Consider the following 17,389-nt stretch of genomic DNA (forward strand, 5'->3'; position numbering starts at 1 on the left):
AGCTTGTTGAGCTAGAGGAATACGCGCGTTGTTCGCCGCCAGAGATGCAGCACGGAAGATTTTGTCAACTTGCTCTTGAGAGAAAGTCGCAAACTCTTTTTGAGCAGCTTTGACACGGGCAACCATTGCATCTAGTTCAGCTATATTCGTTACAGGCATAGTTAACTCCTAACTTAATATTAATAACTTTTAAATCAAAGATGTTTGCTTCAATCCAAAATACAGCAAGCGGTATCGTGGCTTCTGATGGTATTCTTGCAACAGACAGACTCAGTAGACGGGCTCAAGCGTAAATTCAGAAAAGCTCGCCGGGTTCGTTTTGACATCGTGGTGTATTTCCCCCCACAATGCCGCTGTTGTGACAAATAGAAGGAATGGTGATTCACCTAATTGAATGGTACCGCCATGATGGTTAACTGTGGTGAAATCTGTAATTCAGCTTCTGTTGCGGCCTGCACTTCCTCAATTGTTGTATCCGGTGCAATTTCAATCAGCTCCATCCCGGAGCCTGTTAGCTTAATGACACCCAGCTCGGTGATGATCAAATCAACTTGATTGGCCGCTGTCAGCGGTAAAGAGCAGTGCTTTAGAAGCTTAGGCTTACCTTTGACGGTGTGCTCCATTGCCACAATGACTTTCTTTGCTCCAACAACCAGATCCATTGCGCCTCCCATACCGGGCACCATCTTGCCGGGGATGATCCAGTTGGCAAGGTTCGCATGCTCATCGACCTGAAGCGCGCCGAGTACCGTGACATCAACATGCCCGCCGCGAATGATGGTAAATGAATCTGCACTGTCAAAATAACAAGCACCGGTTGTTGCCGTGATCGGCTGGCCTCCCGCATTAACCAAATCAGGGTCAAAACTGTCAGAGTCCGGCATTTCGCCAATCCCGATCAACCCATTTTCAGACTGCAGCAGAATTTCAATATCACTGGTCACTTCATTGGCAACCTGTGAGGGAAGGCCAATACCGAGGTTGACGACATCACCGTCATGAAGTTCCTGAGCGACACGCCACGCAATCATGCGGCGGATCTGATGTTTATCATGTTGCTTAGCCATGCTGCTATTCTCCCTGGTAGATATAGTCGACAAAGAGCCCCGGTGTATGAACAGATTCCGGTTCGATGTCACCGGCTTTAACCAGGATTTCAGCTTCGACAATGACGGTATCGGCCGCGGTTGCCATCAGCGGGTTGAAGTTCTGGGTAGTTCGCTTATAAAACACATTGCCTTTGGTATCGACGATGGAACCACGGATCAGTGCCAAGTCTGCACGAAGGGGCTTTTCAAGTAAGAAATCGGTGCCATCGACGTTGATGACCTGCTTATCTTCAGCCACTAGCGTGCCAAGACCTGTCGGGGTCAATACGCCGCCTAATCCCGCCCCTCCGGCCCGGATCTTTTCAGCCAGGCTGCCTTGTGGAACCAGTTCTACATCCAGCTCGCCGCGGTTCATCTGGTTCCCGGTTTCAGGGTTTAAACCAATATGAGAGGCATAGAGTTTGCTGACGGAACGATTTTTAATAAGCCTGCCCGAACCGGTATCGGGTGTTCCTGTATCGGTACTGATCAATGTGATATTTTTAATCCCTTTTTCGATCAGGATGTCGATCAGGCCTTCGGGGGCGCCATTGGCCATAAATCCGCCAATCATGATGGTCATGTCATCATGGAGAAGCTCGGCAATCATTTGTTTTGTAATCGCTTTTCTCATTGGTGGCTCCTTAATTTATGCTTGTTTGCAACGACGAAGGATCACCGCAGTACCCATTCCGCCACCAATACACAGTGATGCCAGCCCGTACTCATGATCCTGTCTTTCCATTTCGTAAAGCAGTGAGGTAAGAATACGGCCGCCTGATGCGCCAAGAGGATGACCAAGGGCAATTGCGCCGCCATTGGGGTTGGTTCGTTCTTGAATCCACGCTTCGGACACGGCGTGTTGTTCTGCGAGCTGCTTGACCACTCCCAGTGCCTGTGCCGCGAAGGCTTCATTTAACTCAAAGCATTGGATTTCATGAAGTGACAGGTTGGCTTTCTGGAGGGCATTGGCGATGGCGGGAACAGGCCCTAGCCCCATGACTTCAGGTGAAACACCTGCTTGGCCATATTCCACAATTTCAGCTAGCGGAGTCAGTTGATAGCGCTCTACGGCAGACTTTGACGCCAGGATAATCGCAGCAGCGCCATCATTAATACCGGACGCATTCCCTGCCGTGACTGTTCCTTCTTTCTTGAAAGCGGGGCGAAGGCTTTGCAGTCCTTCCAGCGTGGCATCAGCTTTCGGGTATTCGTCGCACTCTACCCGATACTGGTTGCGGCGGAGAGTTACTGTAACCGGCTCTATTTCACTGTTGAAGCCATGGGTTTCTAATGCTGCTGCGGCTTTCTGCTGGCTGCTAAGAGCAAAGCTATCTTGCTGCTGCCGAGTAATATTAAGTTGTTCTGCAATGTTTTCTGCAGTCATCCCCATGTGATACTGATTAAAAACATCGGTGAGACCGTCTTTGATGATGCTGTCTTCAATGGTCTGGTGCCCCATTCGTACCCCCGCACGCAATTGTGCTGACGTAATAAAAGGGGCCTGCGACATACTTTCCATGCCACAGGCGAGCACTATTTCTGCATCGCCGGCGCGGATGTGGCTGGCCGCATCCATGACGCTTTTCATTCCGCTACCGCAAATCATATTAAGGGTATAAGCGGGGACGGTGTCAGGAATACCCGCAGCAATAGCGGCCTGACGACCCGGGCCCATACCGATGCCTGCGCTGAGGACATTGCCGACAATCACTTCGTCAATCAATGTGGCGTCGAGCTGGCACTGGTTCATGGCGCCGCGAATAGCAACAGCGCCGAGCTCTGGTGCCGTCAGAGGAGCCAAAGAGCCGTTAAAACTGCCAATTGGTGTGCGCTTTGCTGCCACGATGTAAATAGGTTCCATAAACTTCAATCCTGTGAATTTTCTTATAGATACCTCATCAGTTTACGAGTCCGCCCTTGGTTAGTGTTATAGCCAAAAATTCAAATCAGATTTGCGTAAATGCAAAACCTGTGTGAGTGCCGCTTCACGAAACGCCCTTCAGGTTTGTAATAGCCTAGGCATTATTTATGTACTGTATTTAGGAAAAGTCGTCAGTTTTTATCAGAGAAAGGATTTTGTTTGTAGTCAGTGGAAGTCTGGTTGCAAGGTAAAGGTTTGATCATCGCGGGAATAAAACGATGGCAATAAGAGTCGCGCTTTCTTGCGAGAAAATGGTTTATAGGAGTCACCTTTAAGTATGTTTATCACCGATCCTTGGTTCTATCTAACGGCTATTCCTGCAGTACTGGTTTATGGGATCGGTAAAGGAGGCTTGGGTGGGGCATTGGGAATTATTGCTGTCCCGTTGATGGCGCTGGCAGTTTCTCCGACCCAAGCGGCCGCAATATTGTTACCGACCTTGTGTGTAATGGATGTATTTGCCGTCAGGCAACATTATAAGAGTGCAGACTACACCGTGATAAAAAGGATGTTACCCGGTTCGCTGCTCGGTATCCTCTTTGCCGGCCTTTTTCTAAGCATTACCCCAGAGGCAGGGCTGAAACTGCTTATAGGTGGCTTGTCGCTACTCTTTTGTATCCAATATATGTTGCAACGTGGTACTCGCCAACATCCAGCAGGGCTAGTTGCTGCGTGGTGGTGGAGCACGCTCGGCGGTTTTTCCAGTACTGCCATTCATGCCGGTGGCGGGCCTGTCAGCATCTATCTATTACCACTTCGATTAGAGAAAGTAACACTGGTGGCGACCATGGCTGTACTGTTTGCGGTTATTAATCTGGTTAAGCTGATCCCCTATGCCATGATCGGCGGATTCGATACCACCAATCTCATGACGGCATTGTTACTTACCCCGTTGGCACCTGTCGGCGTTTACATCGGGATCTGGCTCCTTCACCGGGTCAGCCAAGATTGGGTATACCGGCTATGTTATCTGTTTCTGTTTATCTCAGGGCTCAAGTTATCGATTGATGGCGTCTCAGTTTTCTAAGAGGTATTGTTTGAAATGCATGGCAACAGCTGACGCCGTCGTCGTTGAGTGGTAATACAGATTCAAGCTCCAGATACTGGTTTCAAATTCGTCCAGCAAGGAAACCAGTTCCCCATCATTGATCGCTGTTTCGACAAGAAAAGCGGGCAGGTAGGCAATGCCGGCCCCCATTTTTGCGCTTTTCAGCAGCAGATCACTGTCATTCACTTCAAGCGATTTAGGTACTTTTATCATCTGAGTCTCGCCTTTTTGGGTAAATATCCAGTCATTACTGCCTGTCAGTGTTGTCGCGAACAAGCATTGGTGCTCTGCGAGATCGGCGGGCACAACCGGAGCAGGCTTATGTTCGAGATAGCTTTTCGCTGCAACCACAACAAAGGGGCTTTGCATGATCTCTCGTCGTACTAAATGGAGATCTTTCTCTCGATAGCCCTGATAGCAGGCATTGGCACAGATGATTAAATCGCTATCGGCAATATGGTCAAGAGCCCATGGCGTTATATTGAGGTTGAATGTGACCTCTGGATTGGTGTTGAAATAATTGCTTATCTTCTGCATTAGGAAATGGTTGGCAAAAACAGGTGTACAGGCAATATCAAGATGGCCTTTATCATGATGCTGAAAATCTTGCATGGTGCGGCAAAGATGCTCTGCATCGTTGACCATCGGTGAGAATTCATCAAACAGCTTTTGCCCGGCAGGAGTGGGGGTGATTCTGCGGTTACTGCGGCGGCACAAGCTGATGCCAAAGCTCTGTTCTAGATCTTGTAACCAGCGACTGCCGGCCGACACCGATACCTTGAACTTGCGTGCGGCCGCTGAAATTGACCCTGTGCGGATCACATAGATGAAAAAAGCCATTTTATCTAACATTTTATTTTCCCCACGCATTACCGTTTGTTGAAAAAAAACAGGCTTATCAAGAGATAAGCCTGTATAAAGCGTTAACCGAAATATTTCAAATCGTTAAGCGTTGGATTCAGCAGTATGAACAGACTGTTTCTTGCCAAGTTTGGCGGCCATGACTTCTTCCATCTTTTCTAAGCTGACACCTTTCGTTTCAGGTACGTACTTAACGACAACGACCATACAAATGATAGAAAGAACCGCGAAAATCCAGAAGCTGAATGCACCATTAAAGTGCTCTTTCAGGAAGGCATTATCGTTTAGCATCGGGAACGCTTGGGTAACGATAAAACCTGTGAACCATTGTGCACCAACAGCGATTGCCATTGCGCGTGAACGGATGCTGTTCGGGAAGATTTCTGAAATCATCGTCCAACATGCACAGCCCCACGACGTCGCGTATGCCACAACATATAAACACAGTGCGAATAATGCAGCGTAGCCTTCAGTACCAGTGTAAAGCACATAACCGACAATTGTCATACCAAGAGCACAACCTAATGTACCGTATTTCATGAGTGGCAGACGGCCCACTTTATCAATCAGGTACATACCCAAGGCGTTACCCAGGATAAAGACGACACCGACAAATGTGGTCTGGAAGAGGGCATTTTCAGTACCGCCAGCAATTGGCTTCAAGATTTCAGGTGTGTAGTACATGATAACGTTGATACCGGTTAGCTGCTGGGCAGCGGCAACAAAGGTACCAATAAGTAAAATAGAGAAAAGAAGCGGAGAGCGCAGGCTTACCTTATTCTTATTCGCTGAATTGAGATCTGTTAACGATGCTTGAATTTCACTGATTAAACGGTCGGCATCTTCCGGGTTTGAAATACGGGATAGGGTTTGTTTGGCTTTACCTAGCTGGCCCTTAAGTACTAACCAGCGTGGCGATTCAGGGATCATGAAGAGCAGAACTGCGAATAACAGGGCGGGAATAATTTCAGAACCGAGCATCCAACGCCAGCCTAAATCAACCAGCCACTCTTCAGACATACCTTTTGCAATCAAATAGTTGACATAAAATACGCCCGTCTGACCAACAACCGCTGATTGTTGGAACATACTCACTGCCCGGCCACGGAAGTCTGCTGGAGCCACCTCAGACATATACATTGGCGAAACCACACAGGCCAGGCCGACAGCCACACCCCCTACAATGCGAAGCAAAACGTAGAGAATGAAAGTCGGTGCTAGGGCAGAGCCTACGGCCGAGATGGCAAATAAGATAGCGGCGATTAAAAGTGTGTTTCGACGACCATATTTAAGGGCACTCCAGCCCGCGCTGATAGCACCAAAAATACTACCGAGTACGACACTCGATACGGCCCAACCGGTTTGAGCGGACGTTAAGCCGAAGTACTCACGAATGGGCCCAATAGCACCAGAAATTACGGCGGTATCGTAGCCAAGTAAAATCCCTCCTAAAGCTGCGATACAACAAATTCTAATAATGTAGGCGAAATTATGTTTCTGGGACGGTGTCCTGGTATTGAGTGACATCTTCTACTCCTTTATTAAGATTCCCATCTCTTTCTCAACCACCGAATAAGTTTGAGTTGGGTAGTTATCCGATATCCATATGTCTGTAGGGTATTGGTATCGGGTTGCGTCATTTGCCAAGTATTTTAATAATTATAAATATTTGTTGAAAAATATTTTCCATTTGGCGTTGTTTTAATCATAGGGATTCAAAATGAATCCGGCTACCATTTAAACTTACTTTTCTCGAAAATGTTACCTTGGTCAAATTGTGGAAAATATTTTTCAAACGATAAATTCCATATAAGTCATTGTTTTTTAATGTGGTAGTCATTGTTGTGATCTTGTTCAAAAAGCTCGTCAGGCCGCGTTGGCTCTGTGTTTTTTCAGAAAATAATGGTTGTTTGAAAAAATGCTTTTGGCGTGAAAAATATTTTTCATTTCGTTCTTATTCGTTTATATTGATTTCCAGTGAAGCAAAGTGATGAAGATTGAACCGGTTTTTTGCGAAGTTGTGCAAAAGACATCATCAATAGGACCAGAGAGTCAATCTCATCTTCCTAATACTTAAAAATTGTGGAGAACAACATGAGCAAAGTGCAATACGGTATCAGCCCTTTGACCTGGACTAACGATGATATGCCAGAGCTTGGCGGTGATATCCCACTGGAAACGTGCTTGAGCGAAATGGCGGAAGCTGGATTTACCGGTACGGAACTAGGGACTAAATACCCACGTGAACCTGAAGTGTTAATTCCCCTACTGGAAAAACACGGACTGGTTTTGGCTTCTGGCTGGTACAGCGGCAACCTGATGACGCTGACTGCTGACGAAGAAATTGCGGCAATGCAAGAGCACATCAAATTACTAAAAGCGGCAGGTTGTAAGGCGATGGTGTTCGGTGAGGTGAGCAATACTGTTCACGGTGATATCAATACACCGCTGTCACAGCGCGTCATCCTGACCATGGATGAGTGGAAAATATACGCTGAAAAATTAACAACCGTAGCGGATTATCTGCTGAACGAGCACGGTATCAAGCTCTCTTTCCACCATCACGTTGGCACCATCGTCGAAACAGAAGATGACATCAATCTTCTGATGGAACTAACGGGCGACTCCGTTTATCTGACGCTGGATACCGGCCACATCACATATGGCGGTGGTAACCCTGTCACCATGATCAAACGCTGGGGTCACCGTATTGGCCACATGCACTTCAAAGATCTTCGTTTGGAAGTGATGAAGGCAGCCCGCGAGGCAGATAAATCATTCCTCAACGCAGTTCTTGATGGTGTATTTACCGTTCCGGGTACTGGCGATGTGGATTACGACGATGTCTTCGCAGCACTGAAAGAACGTAACTACGAAGGTTGGTTATTGGTTGAAGCTGAGCAGGATCCAGCTAAAGCTCCCCCATTAACATTTGCCAAGACTGCCTACGAAAATATCACCGGCTATGCAACAAAATATGGCCTGTAAGTAGCAACATTCAGTTCTGTTGGGGGGCGCTGGTTCCCCAATTAAAACACTGGCTGCAATTAAAGCAGGAAAACACACTGTAGCCGGGGCAAGGGCAAGGAAGCCATTATTTTGTGTGTCGAAGATCGAGGAAGAAGATGAAAACTGTACGCCTGACTGTTGCTGAAGCGCTTGCTAAATACCTTGCAGCACAGAAAATAGACATTGATGGTAACCAAGAGCAGCTTTTCGGTGCTGCATTTGCCATCTTTGGTCACGGTAATGTGACATGCTTTGGTCAGCAACTGAAAAACATCGAAGATAAAATTCCAACCTGGCGTGGTCAGAACGAACAGTCGATGGCAACAGCAGCCATTGCCTACGCCAAGGCTAATCAACGCCGACGTATTGGTATTGCAACCAGTTCTATTGGTCCAGGTGCGACCAACATGGTAACGGCAGCCGGTATTGCTCATACTAACCGTTTACCACTACTGCTTATTTCGGGCGATGCGTATGTAAGCCGCTTGCCTGATCCCGTTCTTCAGCAGCCGGAAAACTTTGAAGATCCGTCTGTGACGTCAAACGACGCCTTTAAGCCGCTAACTCGTTACTGGGATCGTATCTTATCGCCGACTCAGTTGATGCATACTCTGCCTCAAGCGTTGGATACGATGCTAGACCCTGCAACTTGTGGCCCGGTATTCCTCGGTTTACCACAAGATATTCAGGGTGTGGCGTACGATTTCCCTGAAGTGTTTTTTGCTGAAAAACTGCACCGTATTCGCCGTCCAGAGCCTGAAATGGTGGTGTTGGAAGAAGCGAAAGAGATCCTAATTAAGGCTAAGCGACCACTGATCATCTCTGGTGGCGGTGTGCATTACTCATTGGCAACCGATGAGTTGGCTGACTTTGCGGCTAAGCACAATATTCCAGTCGTTGAAACGATTGCAGGTCGCGCCACTATGCTGCAGGACAACCCATTAAATGCTGGCCCAATTGGTGTTACGGGATCAGATTCAGCTAACCATATGGCGAACGAAGCCGATGTTGTTCTGGCTATCGGTACTCGCCTGCAAGATTTCACCACCGGCTCCTGGACAGTATTCAAGAACCCGGACATGAAGCTGGTCAGCATTAACGTGGCGAAGTTTGATGCTATCAAGCACCTCTCTTACCCGGTACTGGGTGATGCCAAAACCTGTATGACCAAGCTGTCTGGCTTGCTGGGTGACTGGCGTTCAGGTGATGAGTGGTCTGCAAAAGCGAAAGCAGAAGCCGATGAGTGGAAAGCCCTGGTCCAGCGTCGTACCCATCCGCAAGAAGGTGATTTGCTGCCTGGCCTGTCTTCTTATGCTGAAGTGATTGGCAAGCTCAATACCTCAATGGAGAAAGGCGATACTGTGCTGACTGCGGCAGGTGGTCTGCCAGCTGAGCTTTCAATGAACTGGCAGAACTACCAGATCGGTAAGTTCGATATCGATTTTGGCTACTCGTGCATGGGATATGAAATTGCCGGTGGCTGGGGTGCCAAGATTGCGAATCCTGATAACGATGTCGTGGTACTGGTGGGTGATGGCTCTTACCTTATCCAAAATTCAGACATTTACTCTTCAGTGTTAACTGGTCACAAAATGATTGTGGTGGTGTGTGACAACGGCGGCTTCGCAGTTATCAATAAACTGCAAAACAATACCGGTAACGAGTCATTCAACAACCTGCTTGCAGACTGCCGCCGTCCAGATGGTGAGGTGGCTCGTGTGGATTTTGCCAAGCATGCCGAAGCACAGGGCGCTATCAGTGAGAAGCTGACCTCTGTCGATGAGTTTGATGCTGCCTTTGCCCGTGCAAAAGAAGCTGATCGCACGTATGTGATTGTTGTCGATATTGATCCTGTATCACCTGCGGCCTGGTCGAAATGTGACTGCTGGTGGGAAGTCGGTCTTCCTGAAGTGACTCGCAATGAAGAGACCGCGAAGAAAGTCGCTGACTGGGAAGAAGGTCGAGCCACACAACGTCGCGGTGTGTAGCCCCGAATCATATAAGCAATAAAGATAACAATTTTTCATTTTCCTCAACCTATACGCAGGCATCACCGAAAGCACAGCCTAACGTGGTCGTGATGCCGGCAAAGGAGCAAAGCTATGTTTAATGAAGAACGTCATTTTGACCAACCAATCCGCTGGGCAATGGTCGGTGGTGGTCGTGGAAGCCAGATTGGTTATTCACACCGTAATGCAGCACAGCGAGATGGTTTGTTCAAGCTGGTTGCGGGTGCTTTCGATTTAGATCCTGAGCGTTGCCGCGATTTCGGTACCAACCTAGGTCTGGATAGTGACCGTTGCTACGCTAACTACAAAGAAATGTTCGAAAAAGAAGCTCAGCGTGAAGACGGTATTCAGGCGGTCTCTATTGCCACACCAAACTCAACCCACTACGAAATTTGTAAAGCGGCATTAGAAGCAAGCTTGCACGTGGTGTGCGAAAAGCCAATTACCTTTACCACGGAAGAGGCGGAAGAACTAAAAGTGCTGGCTGCTCAGAAAAACCGTGTTATTGGTGTGATGTACGGCTATAGCGGTTTCCCAATGGTTCAGCAGGCACGTGAAATGGTTCAGCGTGGTGACCTTGGTGACGTTCGTGTTATCAATATGCAGTTCGCGCATGGCTTCCACAACGAAGAATATGAAAAGAATGATCCGGGTCTGAAATGGCGTGTAAGTCCTGAAGTTTCTGGCCCAACCTACGTGCTTGGCGATATCGGCACCCATGCGTTCTATCTGTGTGAAGTAATGACAGGCCTGGAGGTAGACCGTCTATCTTGCATGCGTCAAAGCTTTATCAAGTCTCGTACGCCGCTGGAAGATAATGCGCACGTCATGATGGAATTCAAAGGTGGCGCGGTCGGTACGCTCTGGGCATCAGCGGTTAACTCTGGCTCTATGCATCAGCAGAAAATTCGTATAGTCGGCTCAAAAGCTTCCATTGAATGGTGGGATGAGCAGCCAAACCAGCTTCGCTACGAAGTGCAGGGCGAACCTTCGCGCATTCTGGAGCGTGGCATGGGCTACCTGCACCAAGATGCTCAAGGTGTGGCGGCTAACCGTGTTGGCGGTGGTCACGCAGAAGGTTACTTCGAGTCTTGGGCAAACCTCTATCACCGTTTTGCGTTGGCATTTGATGCCGCAGATCGTGACGACCAAGAAGCGCTGGCGGGGATCTGGTTCCCGGGTATCGATGCGGGTATTGAAGGCGTTCGCCTTTGTGAGAAGTGCGTAGAGTCAGCAGACCAGAACGCCGCTTGGGTTGAATACAAGTAATAGGAAATTACGATGACAAAGATAGCACTTCAGCAAGACCGTCAGCTGGATGCCATCGTGTTAGGTCGCGCGGGCGTTGATTTATACGCCCGTGAATCAAACACGGATATGGCTGATATTTCAGGGTTTAATAAGTTCGTCGGTGGTTCTGCAGCCAACATTGCAGTGGCGATCAGTAAGCTAGGTGGCAACGTCGGCTTTATTGGCTGTGTCGCTGATGATGCTTTCGGCGGCTACGTAAAAGGCTATATGAACGAACAGGGTATCAACCTTGATGGCATGATGACTGACGATTCGGGTTCACGGACTTCTGTTGCGTTTACCGAGATGAAGCCAAGTGATTGTACGGTTCTAATTTACCGTAACAAAGCATCAGATTTAACCATCAAACCAGAACAGGTTGACCCTAACTATATTGCCAGCTCGAAAGTGCTGGTAGTAACAGGCACAGCACTATCAGAAAGCCCAAGCCGTGAAGCAACGTTAATTGCAATGGAGCATGCTCGCCGTAATAACACCGTTGTCGTTCTGGATGTGGATTATCGCCCTTATTCATGGCGAACCGATGTTGATGCCTCTATCTATTACGGCATTGCTGCAGGCCTGTCGGATATCGTTATCGGTAATCGTGAAGAATTCGACATGATGGAAACCGTGTTGGCTCCGGGTAACAAAGACGATGATGCAACGGCAGAGCGTTTCTTGCGCGCCAGTACCCAGGTGGTAGTGATCAAGGCCGGAGAGCTGGGCTCGAAAGTCTACTGCCGCGATGGATACCGGTTTCAGCAGGGTATATTTCGGGTTGATGTCCAGAAGCCCTTCGGCTCTGGCGACTCATTCGCAGGTGGCCTGATTTGGACGTTGGTAAACGGCGGCGATCTTGAAACGGGTGTCAAGCATGGCTCGGCGGCGGCGGCCATTAATGTGAGCGGCAACAGCTGCACCGAAGCGATGCCAACCAAAGAACAACTGCTTGATTTTATTGAGGCCCGAGAACAAAACCTTTGATATTTCATCTTCGGACGAAATGAATAGGGTTATTTAGGTCAGTCGGGCCAGTATTAACCGTCAGTATGGCCAGATAGGCCATCGCGGGCAATACATACCATCGAGGCCCGGCTTTTTTATCGACATTTTTAATAAGTCATTATTCAAAAATAGAATTTCTATTGCTATGCAGGTCTGATCCCTTGCGTGGCAAGTGAGGAGAAAGTGACAATGGGTAAACATATCCCACCATTTGATAATAAAAATCAGCCAATCATTGATATCAACGACGAAGTGACACCTTTGTGTTATTTCAATCAAGTTCGCTTAAGCCAAGGTGAGACACACCTGCACACTGTCGAAGGCTATGAGTCGGTGATTGTGCTGGCTGGCGGTACTTGCTGTATTAAAGTGAGTAATGGTGATCAGCAAGAAACGGTATTTGACAACATTGGCCAGCGAGCCTCAGTTTGGGAGGGAGACCCAGAATCTGTGTATGTCCCCGTGGGCTATACCGCAGTCATCGAGTGTGTGAGTGACACGGCTGACGTGATGATTGCAGGTGGCCGTTTTGAAGAATCCCTCGAACCATTTTGTATCCGCCAAGATAGCGTAGACATGATTCAGTACGGGTCAGATGACACCAAAACACACCGTAAAATCAAGCATGTGCTGGGTCAGAGTAATTCCGACAAGCGTGGGCGTTTACTGGTCAGCGAGCTGTTTACGGTCGGTGCGGGTGGCTGGTCGGGTTTCCCGCCACATAAACACGATGAAGATCGCACCAAGCCAGACGGCAGCAAAGAGACACTCTATGAAGAAGTGTACCAGTTCCGCTTTAATCCCGATTTTGGTTTCGGTGCCCAGTTCCTGTATGAGCATGAAGATGACTTCGGCCCGGTATACCACGTACGTACCGGTTCGGTGATTGCGATCGATAAAGGCTACCATCCAAGTGTCGCGGCACCGGGTTATGAAATGTATTACTTCACTATTATCGTTGGCAAAACATCCAAGTCACTGGTGCAGCACTTCGACCCGCACCATGAGTATCAGGTCGAGACCATCCCTGGCATCAAAGACATGGTTGCCAAATTCAAATAACAAGGAGCAATTATGCTGGTTAATTTAAATGATTTATTGCCACAGGCAGCGGCGTCTAACTATTCCGTTCCTTGTTTCAATATCTTTGGTTTTGAAGATGCGCGTGCCGTTGTTGAAGCGGCAGAAGAAGTCAACAAGCCGGTGATTCTTGCATGTAACAAAGATGTCGTGGATTTTTATGGTGTTGAAACCGCCGCAGCGATGTTTCTGAGCCTTGCCCATAACAGCACGGTGCCAGTTTGTTTACACCTGGATCATACCTATGAGGAAGATATTGTCTTTCGGGCATTGAAGGCCGGTTTTAGTTCCGTGATGTTTGACGGCTCACAGCTACCACTAGAAGAAAATATTGCACGAACACGTAGAGTGGCTGATGTTGCCCATGCACTGGGTGCGTCGGTTGAAGGTGAGATTGGTTCGGTACCTTACGAAGAGGGGCGTGATCATATAAAATCTATCTATACCGAACCGTCTGATGCCGCTAGGTTTGCCGAAGAAAGTGGTGCAGATTGTGTCGCGATATCGGTGGGGAATGTCCATCGTCTGACAGAGCCTACGTGCACCATCGATTTTGGCCTGCTGGATCGTATTGCCAACAAGGTCTCGATTCCATTGGTGATTCACGGCTCAAGCGGTATTTGTGATCAAGATATGGAGAAACTGAAGCAAAGCAGGGTCTCGAAATTTAATATAGGCACCTGTTTGCGTCAGGCATTAGGGTATAATTTGCGCGATCACATGAACAATGAGCCAGAAAAGTTTGATCGTATCTACTTTATGCAAAAGGCAATGCCCTTTGTGAAACAAGAAGCGATCCGCAACTTTCAATTACTATCCTAAAATACGTGCCCCAAGATGCTTCGCCTTGGGGTATGATCATTTTACTCAATAGCTTTCTAACGGGAGAGCAGCCAGATATGGAAGCTGAAGATATCCAATTACAACAAATGCCAGCCGATCTGGATACGCTACGAGAATTAATTGTAAAGCGTTACGATAAGTTGAGCCTGCGACTTCAGCAAGTCGCTGATTATGTGATGGCCCAGCCAATGTTAGTCGCAGTCGAGACCATGGCGACGATTGCCGAGCAGGCCAATGTACCACTATCGACCTTAAGCCGATTTTCTAATGCCATGGGTTTTAGTGGTTTTAGTCAGATGCAGGCATTATTCCGTGATCAGTATCTGAATCGACCAAGAGACTACAAAGAGCGTGTTCGTCAGGCTCGTGAGCAAGACACTGTGGGGCCTGAATCGCCGACTGCGATTTTTCAAGATTACGGCACCGCCAATATTGAAGCCATGGAGCAGCTCCAGATCTCGATATCACCGCAAAAGCTTGATCGCGCCGTCGCACTGATGGATAAGGCCGATACGATTTATATTCAGGGTATGCGTCGCGCCTATCCCGTCGCGTTTTATCTGTGGTATGCCTTGATGAAATCCGACAATAATGTGGTGTTGCTCGACGATCATGGTGGAATGCTGACCCCGATGACACGTCGAATGAGTGACAACGATGTATTAGTGGCGGTGACTTTTGCGCCTTACGCTCCTGAAACCGATGAGCTGATTGAAAAAGCCTTCGACAAAGGTGTGCCGATTGTTGCTATTACCGACAATCAAATGACTTCTCAAGGCAGCAAGATGGATGTTTGCTTTGAAGTCGAAGAAGGTGAGGTCATGGGATTTCGTTCACTGAGCAGCTCGATGTATCTGGCACAAACCCTGGCAGTCAGCCTGATGTGCCGCGAAATAAAATAACCCACATTTCAGGCCAAAGAAGTTGGCGTAGGTCAGCTTTTTTACTCCCCGTCATACCTAATAACAAGAGAATAACCATTATCCACCTTTATGCCGTCTGGTATTTACTCTCAATTTAACTCAGGAACGCTATGACGCAGGAACGCCGCGCAGATTTTATTTTAGTCGTGACCACCATGCTGGCTGCCGCCGGATGGATTTTTTCCAAACAAGCCATACAAGGGCTCCCCCCGTTTGGGTTTATTGGCTCACGGTTTGTGTTGGCCTCACTATTTCTATTGCCATTTAGCTATCAGGCATTAAGAAAGGTCAGCCGCGGTGATCTTGTTCGCGCCATGAGTGTTGGTTGCTTGCTGGGGAGTGCGTTATTACTTTGGATCTATGCCATTTCGGTGAGTGATACGCTCGGGGAAGGGGCATTTATCATGAGCCTTTCCATGTTATTTGTTCCTCTGGTTGCCTGGCCGTTGTTTAAACAGCGACCTCCCCGAATGTTCTGGCTCTCCTTACCGATTGCGATTGCCGGATTGGTGCTGCTGTCATCGGCCTCTGGTTGGCAGCAGTCAGCAAGCCAGATATGGTTTGTGTTGGCTGCCGTTATGCTGGCGGTGCATTTCAACTTCAACAGTCGTTTCGCCCAGCGTATTCCGACCTTGCTTCTGACCAGTATTCAGCTGTTTGTCACCGGCGTTATGGGGCTAGTAGCCTCACTGAGCTTTGAAACCTGGCCAGAGCAGATCAGCATTGATATCTGGGGCTGGTTTGCGATGAGTGTGCTACTTGCCACCAGTCTGCGCTACGTCATGCAAACCTCCGGACAGAAACATACTACCGCCGCCAATGCAGCGATTATTATGGTGCTAGAGCCGGTCTGGACAGTGGTACTGAGTATGTTGTGGTACGGCGAGCAGATGCCGATAAATAAATTGCTAGGCTGCGCCATGATTTTATGTGCTCTGTTGGTTTATCGAGGCAGCGCGAGGGTAATGGCAAAATTGCCAGGAGGATAAAAAATGGTCTCTAATTCAGAAGCCATTTGTTATAACCTGAGTGCGGATCTATGCCAATTTGTTAGCCCCCAAGGCACGAGCTCGATACGGTAAAATTGCTTATGACCCGAAGGAAAAATCCAGCTTCAGCCTTGCGAAGGCAAGGCTTTTTTTGGGCGTGCATTTATGACGAGTTAGCCGGAAAGAGCGTCTGTATCGTCACCCTGTTTTTTCCCTTGCCTGAAAGCAAGTGATACAGCCAGCGTTTGAGCCAGGCATAGTGAGGCAGACTGAGAGCGGAAGGCATCAACTTGCGCTTCTTTAACAACAAAACACACATCGCTGAACGAGGCGAGAGGGCTGATCTGGCTATCTGTAATGATAATTTGCTTGGCTCCCGCCTGAGAGGCGACTTCGCTCAGCATGACAGTTTCTGGTGCATAGGGGCTAAAGCTAATTGAAATAACCGCATCATTGGGTCCAATCATACTTAACTGTTCTTCAAACATTCCACCCAGGCCATCAATCAGAAAGGCTCGGCGTTCGACGTGACGCAAAGCATAAGTCAGGTAAGACGCGATGCTGAAAGAGCGGCGTAAACCGATAATGTAGATATTCTCGGCACTTGCCAGCATCTCAATAGCTTGCTCCATCTTGTCTGGAGAAGTTTGAGTCGCCAGTTGTTGCATCGCCTGGGCGTTGGCCCTTGCAAATTCTTGCAAAATGTCTTCGGGGCGCTCAGGCGGCTTCTGTTCAGTTTCTAGCTCTTTGAACAGGCGGGCTCTGTCAGTATAGCTTGCCGTTTCTTCAACCAAATTACGGCGGAATAACTGTTTCATTTCGTTGAAACCTTTGAAATCAAAGGCGTTGGCAAAACGGATCAGGGTTGATGGTGGTACACCTGCCTGTTTGGCGATAACGGCAACGGTATCGAAGGCAATGCTGTTAGTGTTGTCCAGCATATATTGAGCAACTTGTTGAAGGCGCTTGCTCAGATCACCGTATCGTGAACGGATCTGATCCTGCAGTTCGGTTAGGTTAGTCGCAATAGGCATAGAAGGCTCCCTGATTTCTACATTTTCTGATTGTAGGGGCTTGACGAACAAGATGAAACGTTTTTTTCAATAATGTCTATTTAGCTTTCATGCCGAAATATACATTTCGAAACAAATTACAAAACCAGGGCAAAAGCCACGACGCCTGAAAGAGCCGCTGCAAGCTATACGCTATCCACCCAGCAGCAAAGTAAACCCCGTGTTGCTGGTTGATGGCGTTGTCGGCTCTTTTTCCATTTTTACATCCCGTCCGGTAACGTATTTCCGCCATGTTAAACACCTC

15 protein-coding genes are annotated in these 17,389 nt (G+C 48.2%); 9 read left to right on the forward strand and 6 right to left on the reverse strand.

Annotation, left to right across the window (positions count from 1 at the left end; translation table 11 throughout):
• Positions 1 to 386: 386 nt before the first annotated feature.
• Genes AC2204_RS02730 through AC2204_RS02740 form a run of 3 tightly spaced genes read right to left on the reverse strand, consistent with a single transcriptional unit; the run spans position 387 to position 2,952 of the window.
• Positions 387 to 1,067 carry a 3-oxoacid CoA-transferase subunit B gene (locus AC2204_RS02730; RefSeq protein ID WP_318923945.1) on the reverse strand — a complete coding sequence of 227 codons (681 nt, stop codon included), beginning with the start codon at positions 1,065 to 1,067 and terminating at the stop codon, positions 387 to 389.
• Positions 1,068 to 1,071: 4 nt separating this feature from the next.
• Complete coding sequence (locus AC2204_RS02735; RefSeq protein WP_318923947.1) at positions 1,072 to 1,722, reverse strand: CoA transferase subunit A; 651 nt, start codon at positions 1,720 to 1,722, stop codon at positions 1,072 to 1,074.
• Between the two features lie 15 nt (positions 1,723 to 1,737).
• The gene (locus AC2204_RS02740; protein ID WP_318923949.1) at positions 1,738 to 2,952 is read right to left on the reverse strand and encodes an acetyl-CoA C-acetyltransferase; all 1,215 of its coding nucleotides are present in this window, start codon (positions 2,950 to 2,952) and stop codon (positions 1,738 to 1,740) included.
• 337 nt (positions 2,953 to 3,289) lie between these two features.
• Between AC2204_RS02740 and AC2204_RS02745 the strand changes: the two genes are divergently transcribed.
• Positions 3,290 to 4,039 (forward strand): sulfite exporter TauE/SafE family protein, encoded by a 750-nt coding sequence (locus tag AC2204_RS02745; RefSeq protein WP_318923951.1) that lies wholly within the window; start codon positions 3,290 to 3,292, stop codon positions 4,037 to 4,039.
• Here AC2204_RS02745 and AC2204_RS02750 read toward each other — a convergent pair.
• Together AC2204_RS02750 and AC2204_RS02755 are read right to left on the reverse strand one after the other, a co-directional pair.
• Positions 4,028 to 4,912: a LysR family transcriptional regulator gene (locus AC2204_RS02750; protein ID WP_318923952.1), complete on the reverse strand. Its 885-nt coding sequence runs from the start codon at positions 4,910 to 4,912 to the stop codon at positions 4,028 to 4,030. The genes AC2204_RS02745 and AC2204_RS02750 overlap by 12 nt on opposite strands.
• Before the next feature lie 93 nt (positions 4,913 to 5,005).
• The gene (locus tag AC2204_RS02755) at positions 5,006 to 6,448 is read right to left on the reverse strand and encodes a sugar porter family MFS transporter (protein ID WP_318923954.1); all 1,443 of its coding nucleotides are present in this window, start codon (positions 6,446 to 6,448) and stop codon (positions 5,006 to 5,008) included.
• Positions 6,449 to 7,015: 567 nt separating this feature from the next.
• On the opposite strand from AC2204_RS02755, the gene iolE reads away from it, so the two are divergent.
• The 8 genes from iolE to AC2204_RS02795 all read left to right on the forward strand — a co-directional run bounded on the left by iolE (position 7,016) and on the right by AC2204_RS02795 (position 16,072).
• Entirely contained in the window at positions 7,016 to 7,909 is an 894-nt protein-coding gene (iolE, locus tag AC2204_RS02760; RefSeq protein WP_318923956.1) for a myo-inosose-2 dehydratase, read from the forward strand.
• Positions 7,910 to 8,046: 137 nt separating this feature from the next.
• On the forward strand, positions 8,047 to 9,918 hold the full coding sequence (gene iolD, locus AC2204_RS02765) for a 3D-(3,5/4)-trihydroxycyclohexane-1,2-dione acylhydrolase (decyclizing) (RefSeq protein WP_318923958.1): 1,872 nt from the start codon (positions 8,047 to 8,049) through the stop codon (positions 9,916 to 9,918).
• 114 nt (positions 9,919 to 10,032) lie between these two features.
• Complete coding sequence (locus AC2204_RS02770) at positions 10,033 to 11,208, forward strand: Gfo/Idh/MocA family protein (RefSeq protein ID WP_318923960.1); 1,176 nt, start codon at positions 10,033 to 10,035, stop codon at positions 11,206 to 11,208.
• 12 nt (positions 11,209 to 11,220) lie between these two features.
• The gene (gene iolC / locus AC2204_RS02775) at positions 11,221 to 12,216 is read left to right on the forward strand and encodes a 5-dehydro-2-deoxygluconokinase (protein WP_318923961.1); all 996 of its coding nucleotides are present in this window, start codon (positions 11,221 to 11,223) and stop codon (positions 12,214 to 12,216) included.
• A gap of 210 nt (positions 12,217 to 12,426) precedes the next feature.
• Positions 12,427 to 13,299, forward strand: coding sequence for a 5-deoxy-glucuronate isomerase (locus AC2204_RS02780; RefSeq protein ID WP_318923963.1), 873 nt, complete (start codon positions 12,427 to 12,429; stop codon positions 13,297 to 13,299).
• Between the two features lie 12 nt (positions 13,300 to 13,311).
• Complete coding sequence (locus AC2204_RS02785) at positions 13,312 to 14,139, forward strand: class II fructose-bisphosphate aldolase (RefSeq protein ID WP_318923965.1); 828 nt, start codon at positions 13,312 to 13,314, stop codon at positions 14,137 to 14,139.
• Between the two features lie 77 nt (positions 14,140 to 14,216).
• On the forward strand, positions 14,217 to 15,062 hold the full coding sequence (locus tag AC2204_RS02790) for a MurR/RpiR family transcriptional regulator (RefSeq protein ID WP_318923967.1): 846 nt from the start codon (positions 14,217 to 14,219) through the stop codon (positions 15,060 to 15,062).
• Positions 15,063 to 15,193: 131 nt separating this feature from the next.
• Positions 15,194 to 16,072, forward strand: coding sequence for a DMT family transporter (locus AC2204_RS02795; RefSeq protein ID WP_318923968.1), 879 nt, complete (start codon positions 15,194 to 15,196; stop codon positions 16,070 to 16,072).
• Between the two features lie 173 nt (positions 16,073 to 16,245).
• Here the strand turns inward: AC2204_RS02795 and AC2204_RS02800 are convergent, their stop codons facing one another.
• On the reverse strand, positions 16,246 to 17,106 hold the full coding sequence (locus AC2204_RS02800) for a MurR/RpiR family transcriptional regulator (protein WP_318923969.1): 861 nt from the start codon (positions 17,104 to 17,106) through the stop codon (positions 16,246 to 16,248).
• Positions 17,107 to 17,389 lie beyond the last annotated feature (283 nt).

This window comes from Photobacterium sp., from assembly GCF_057456235.1.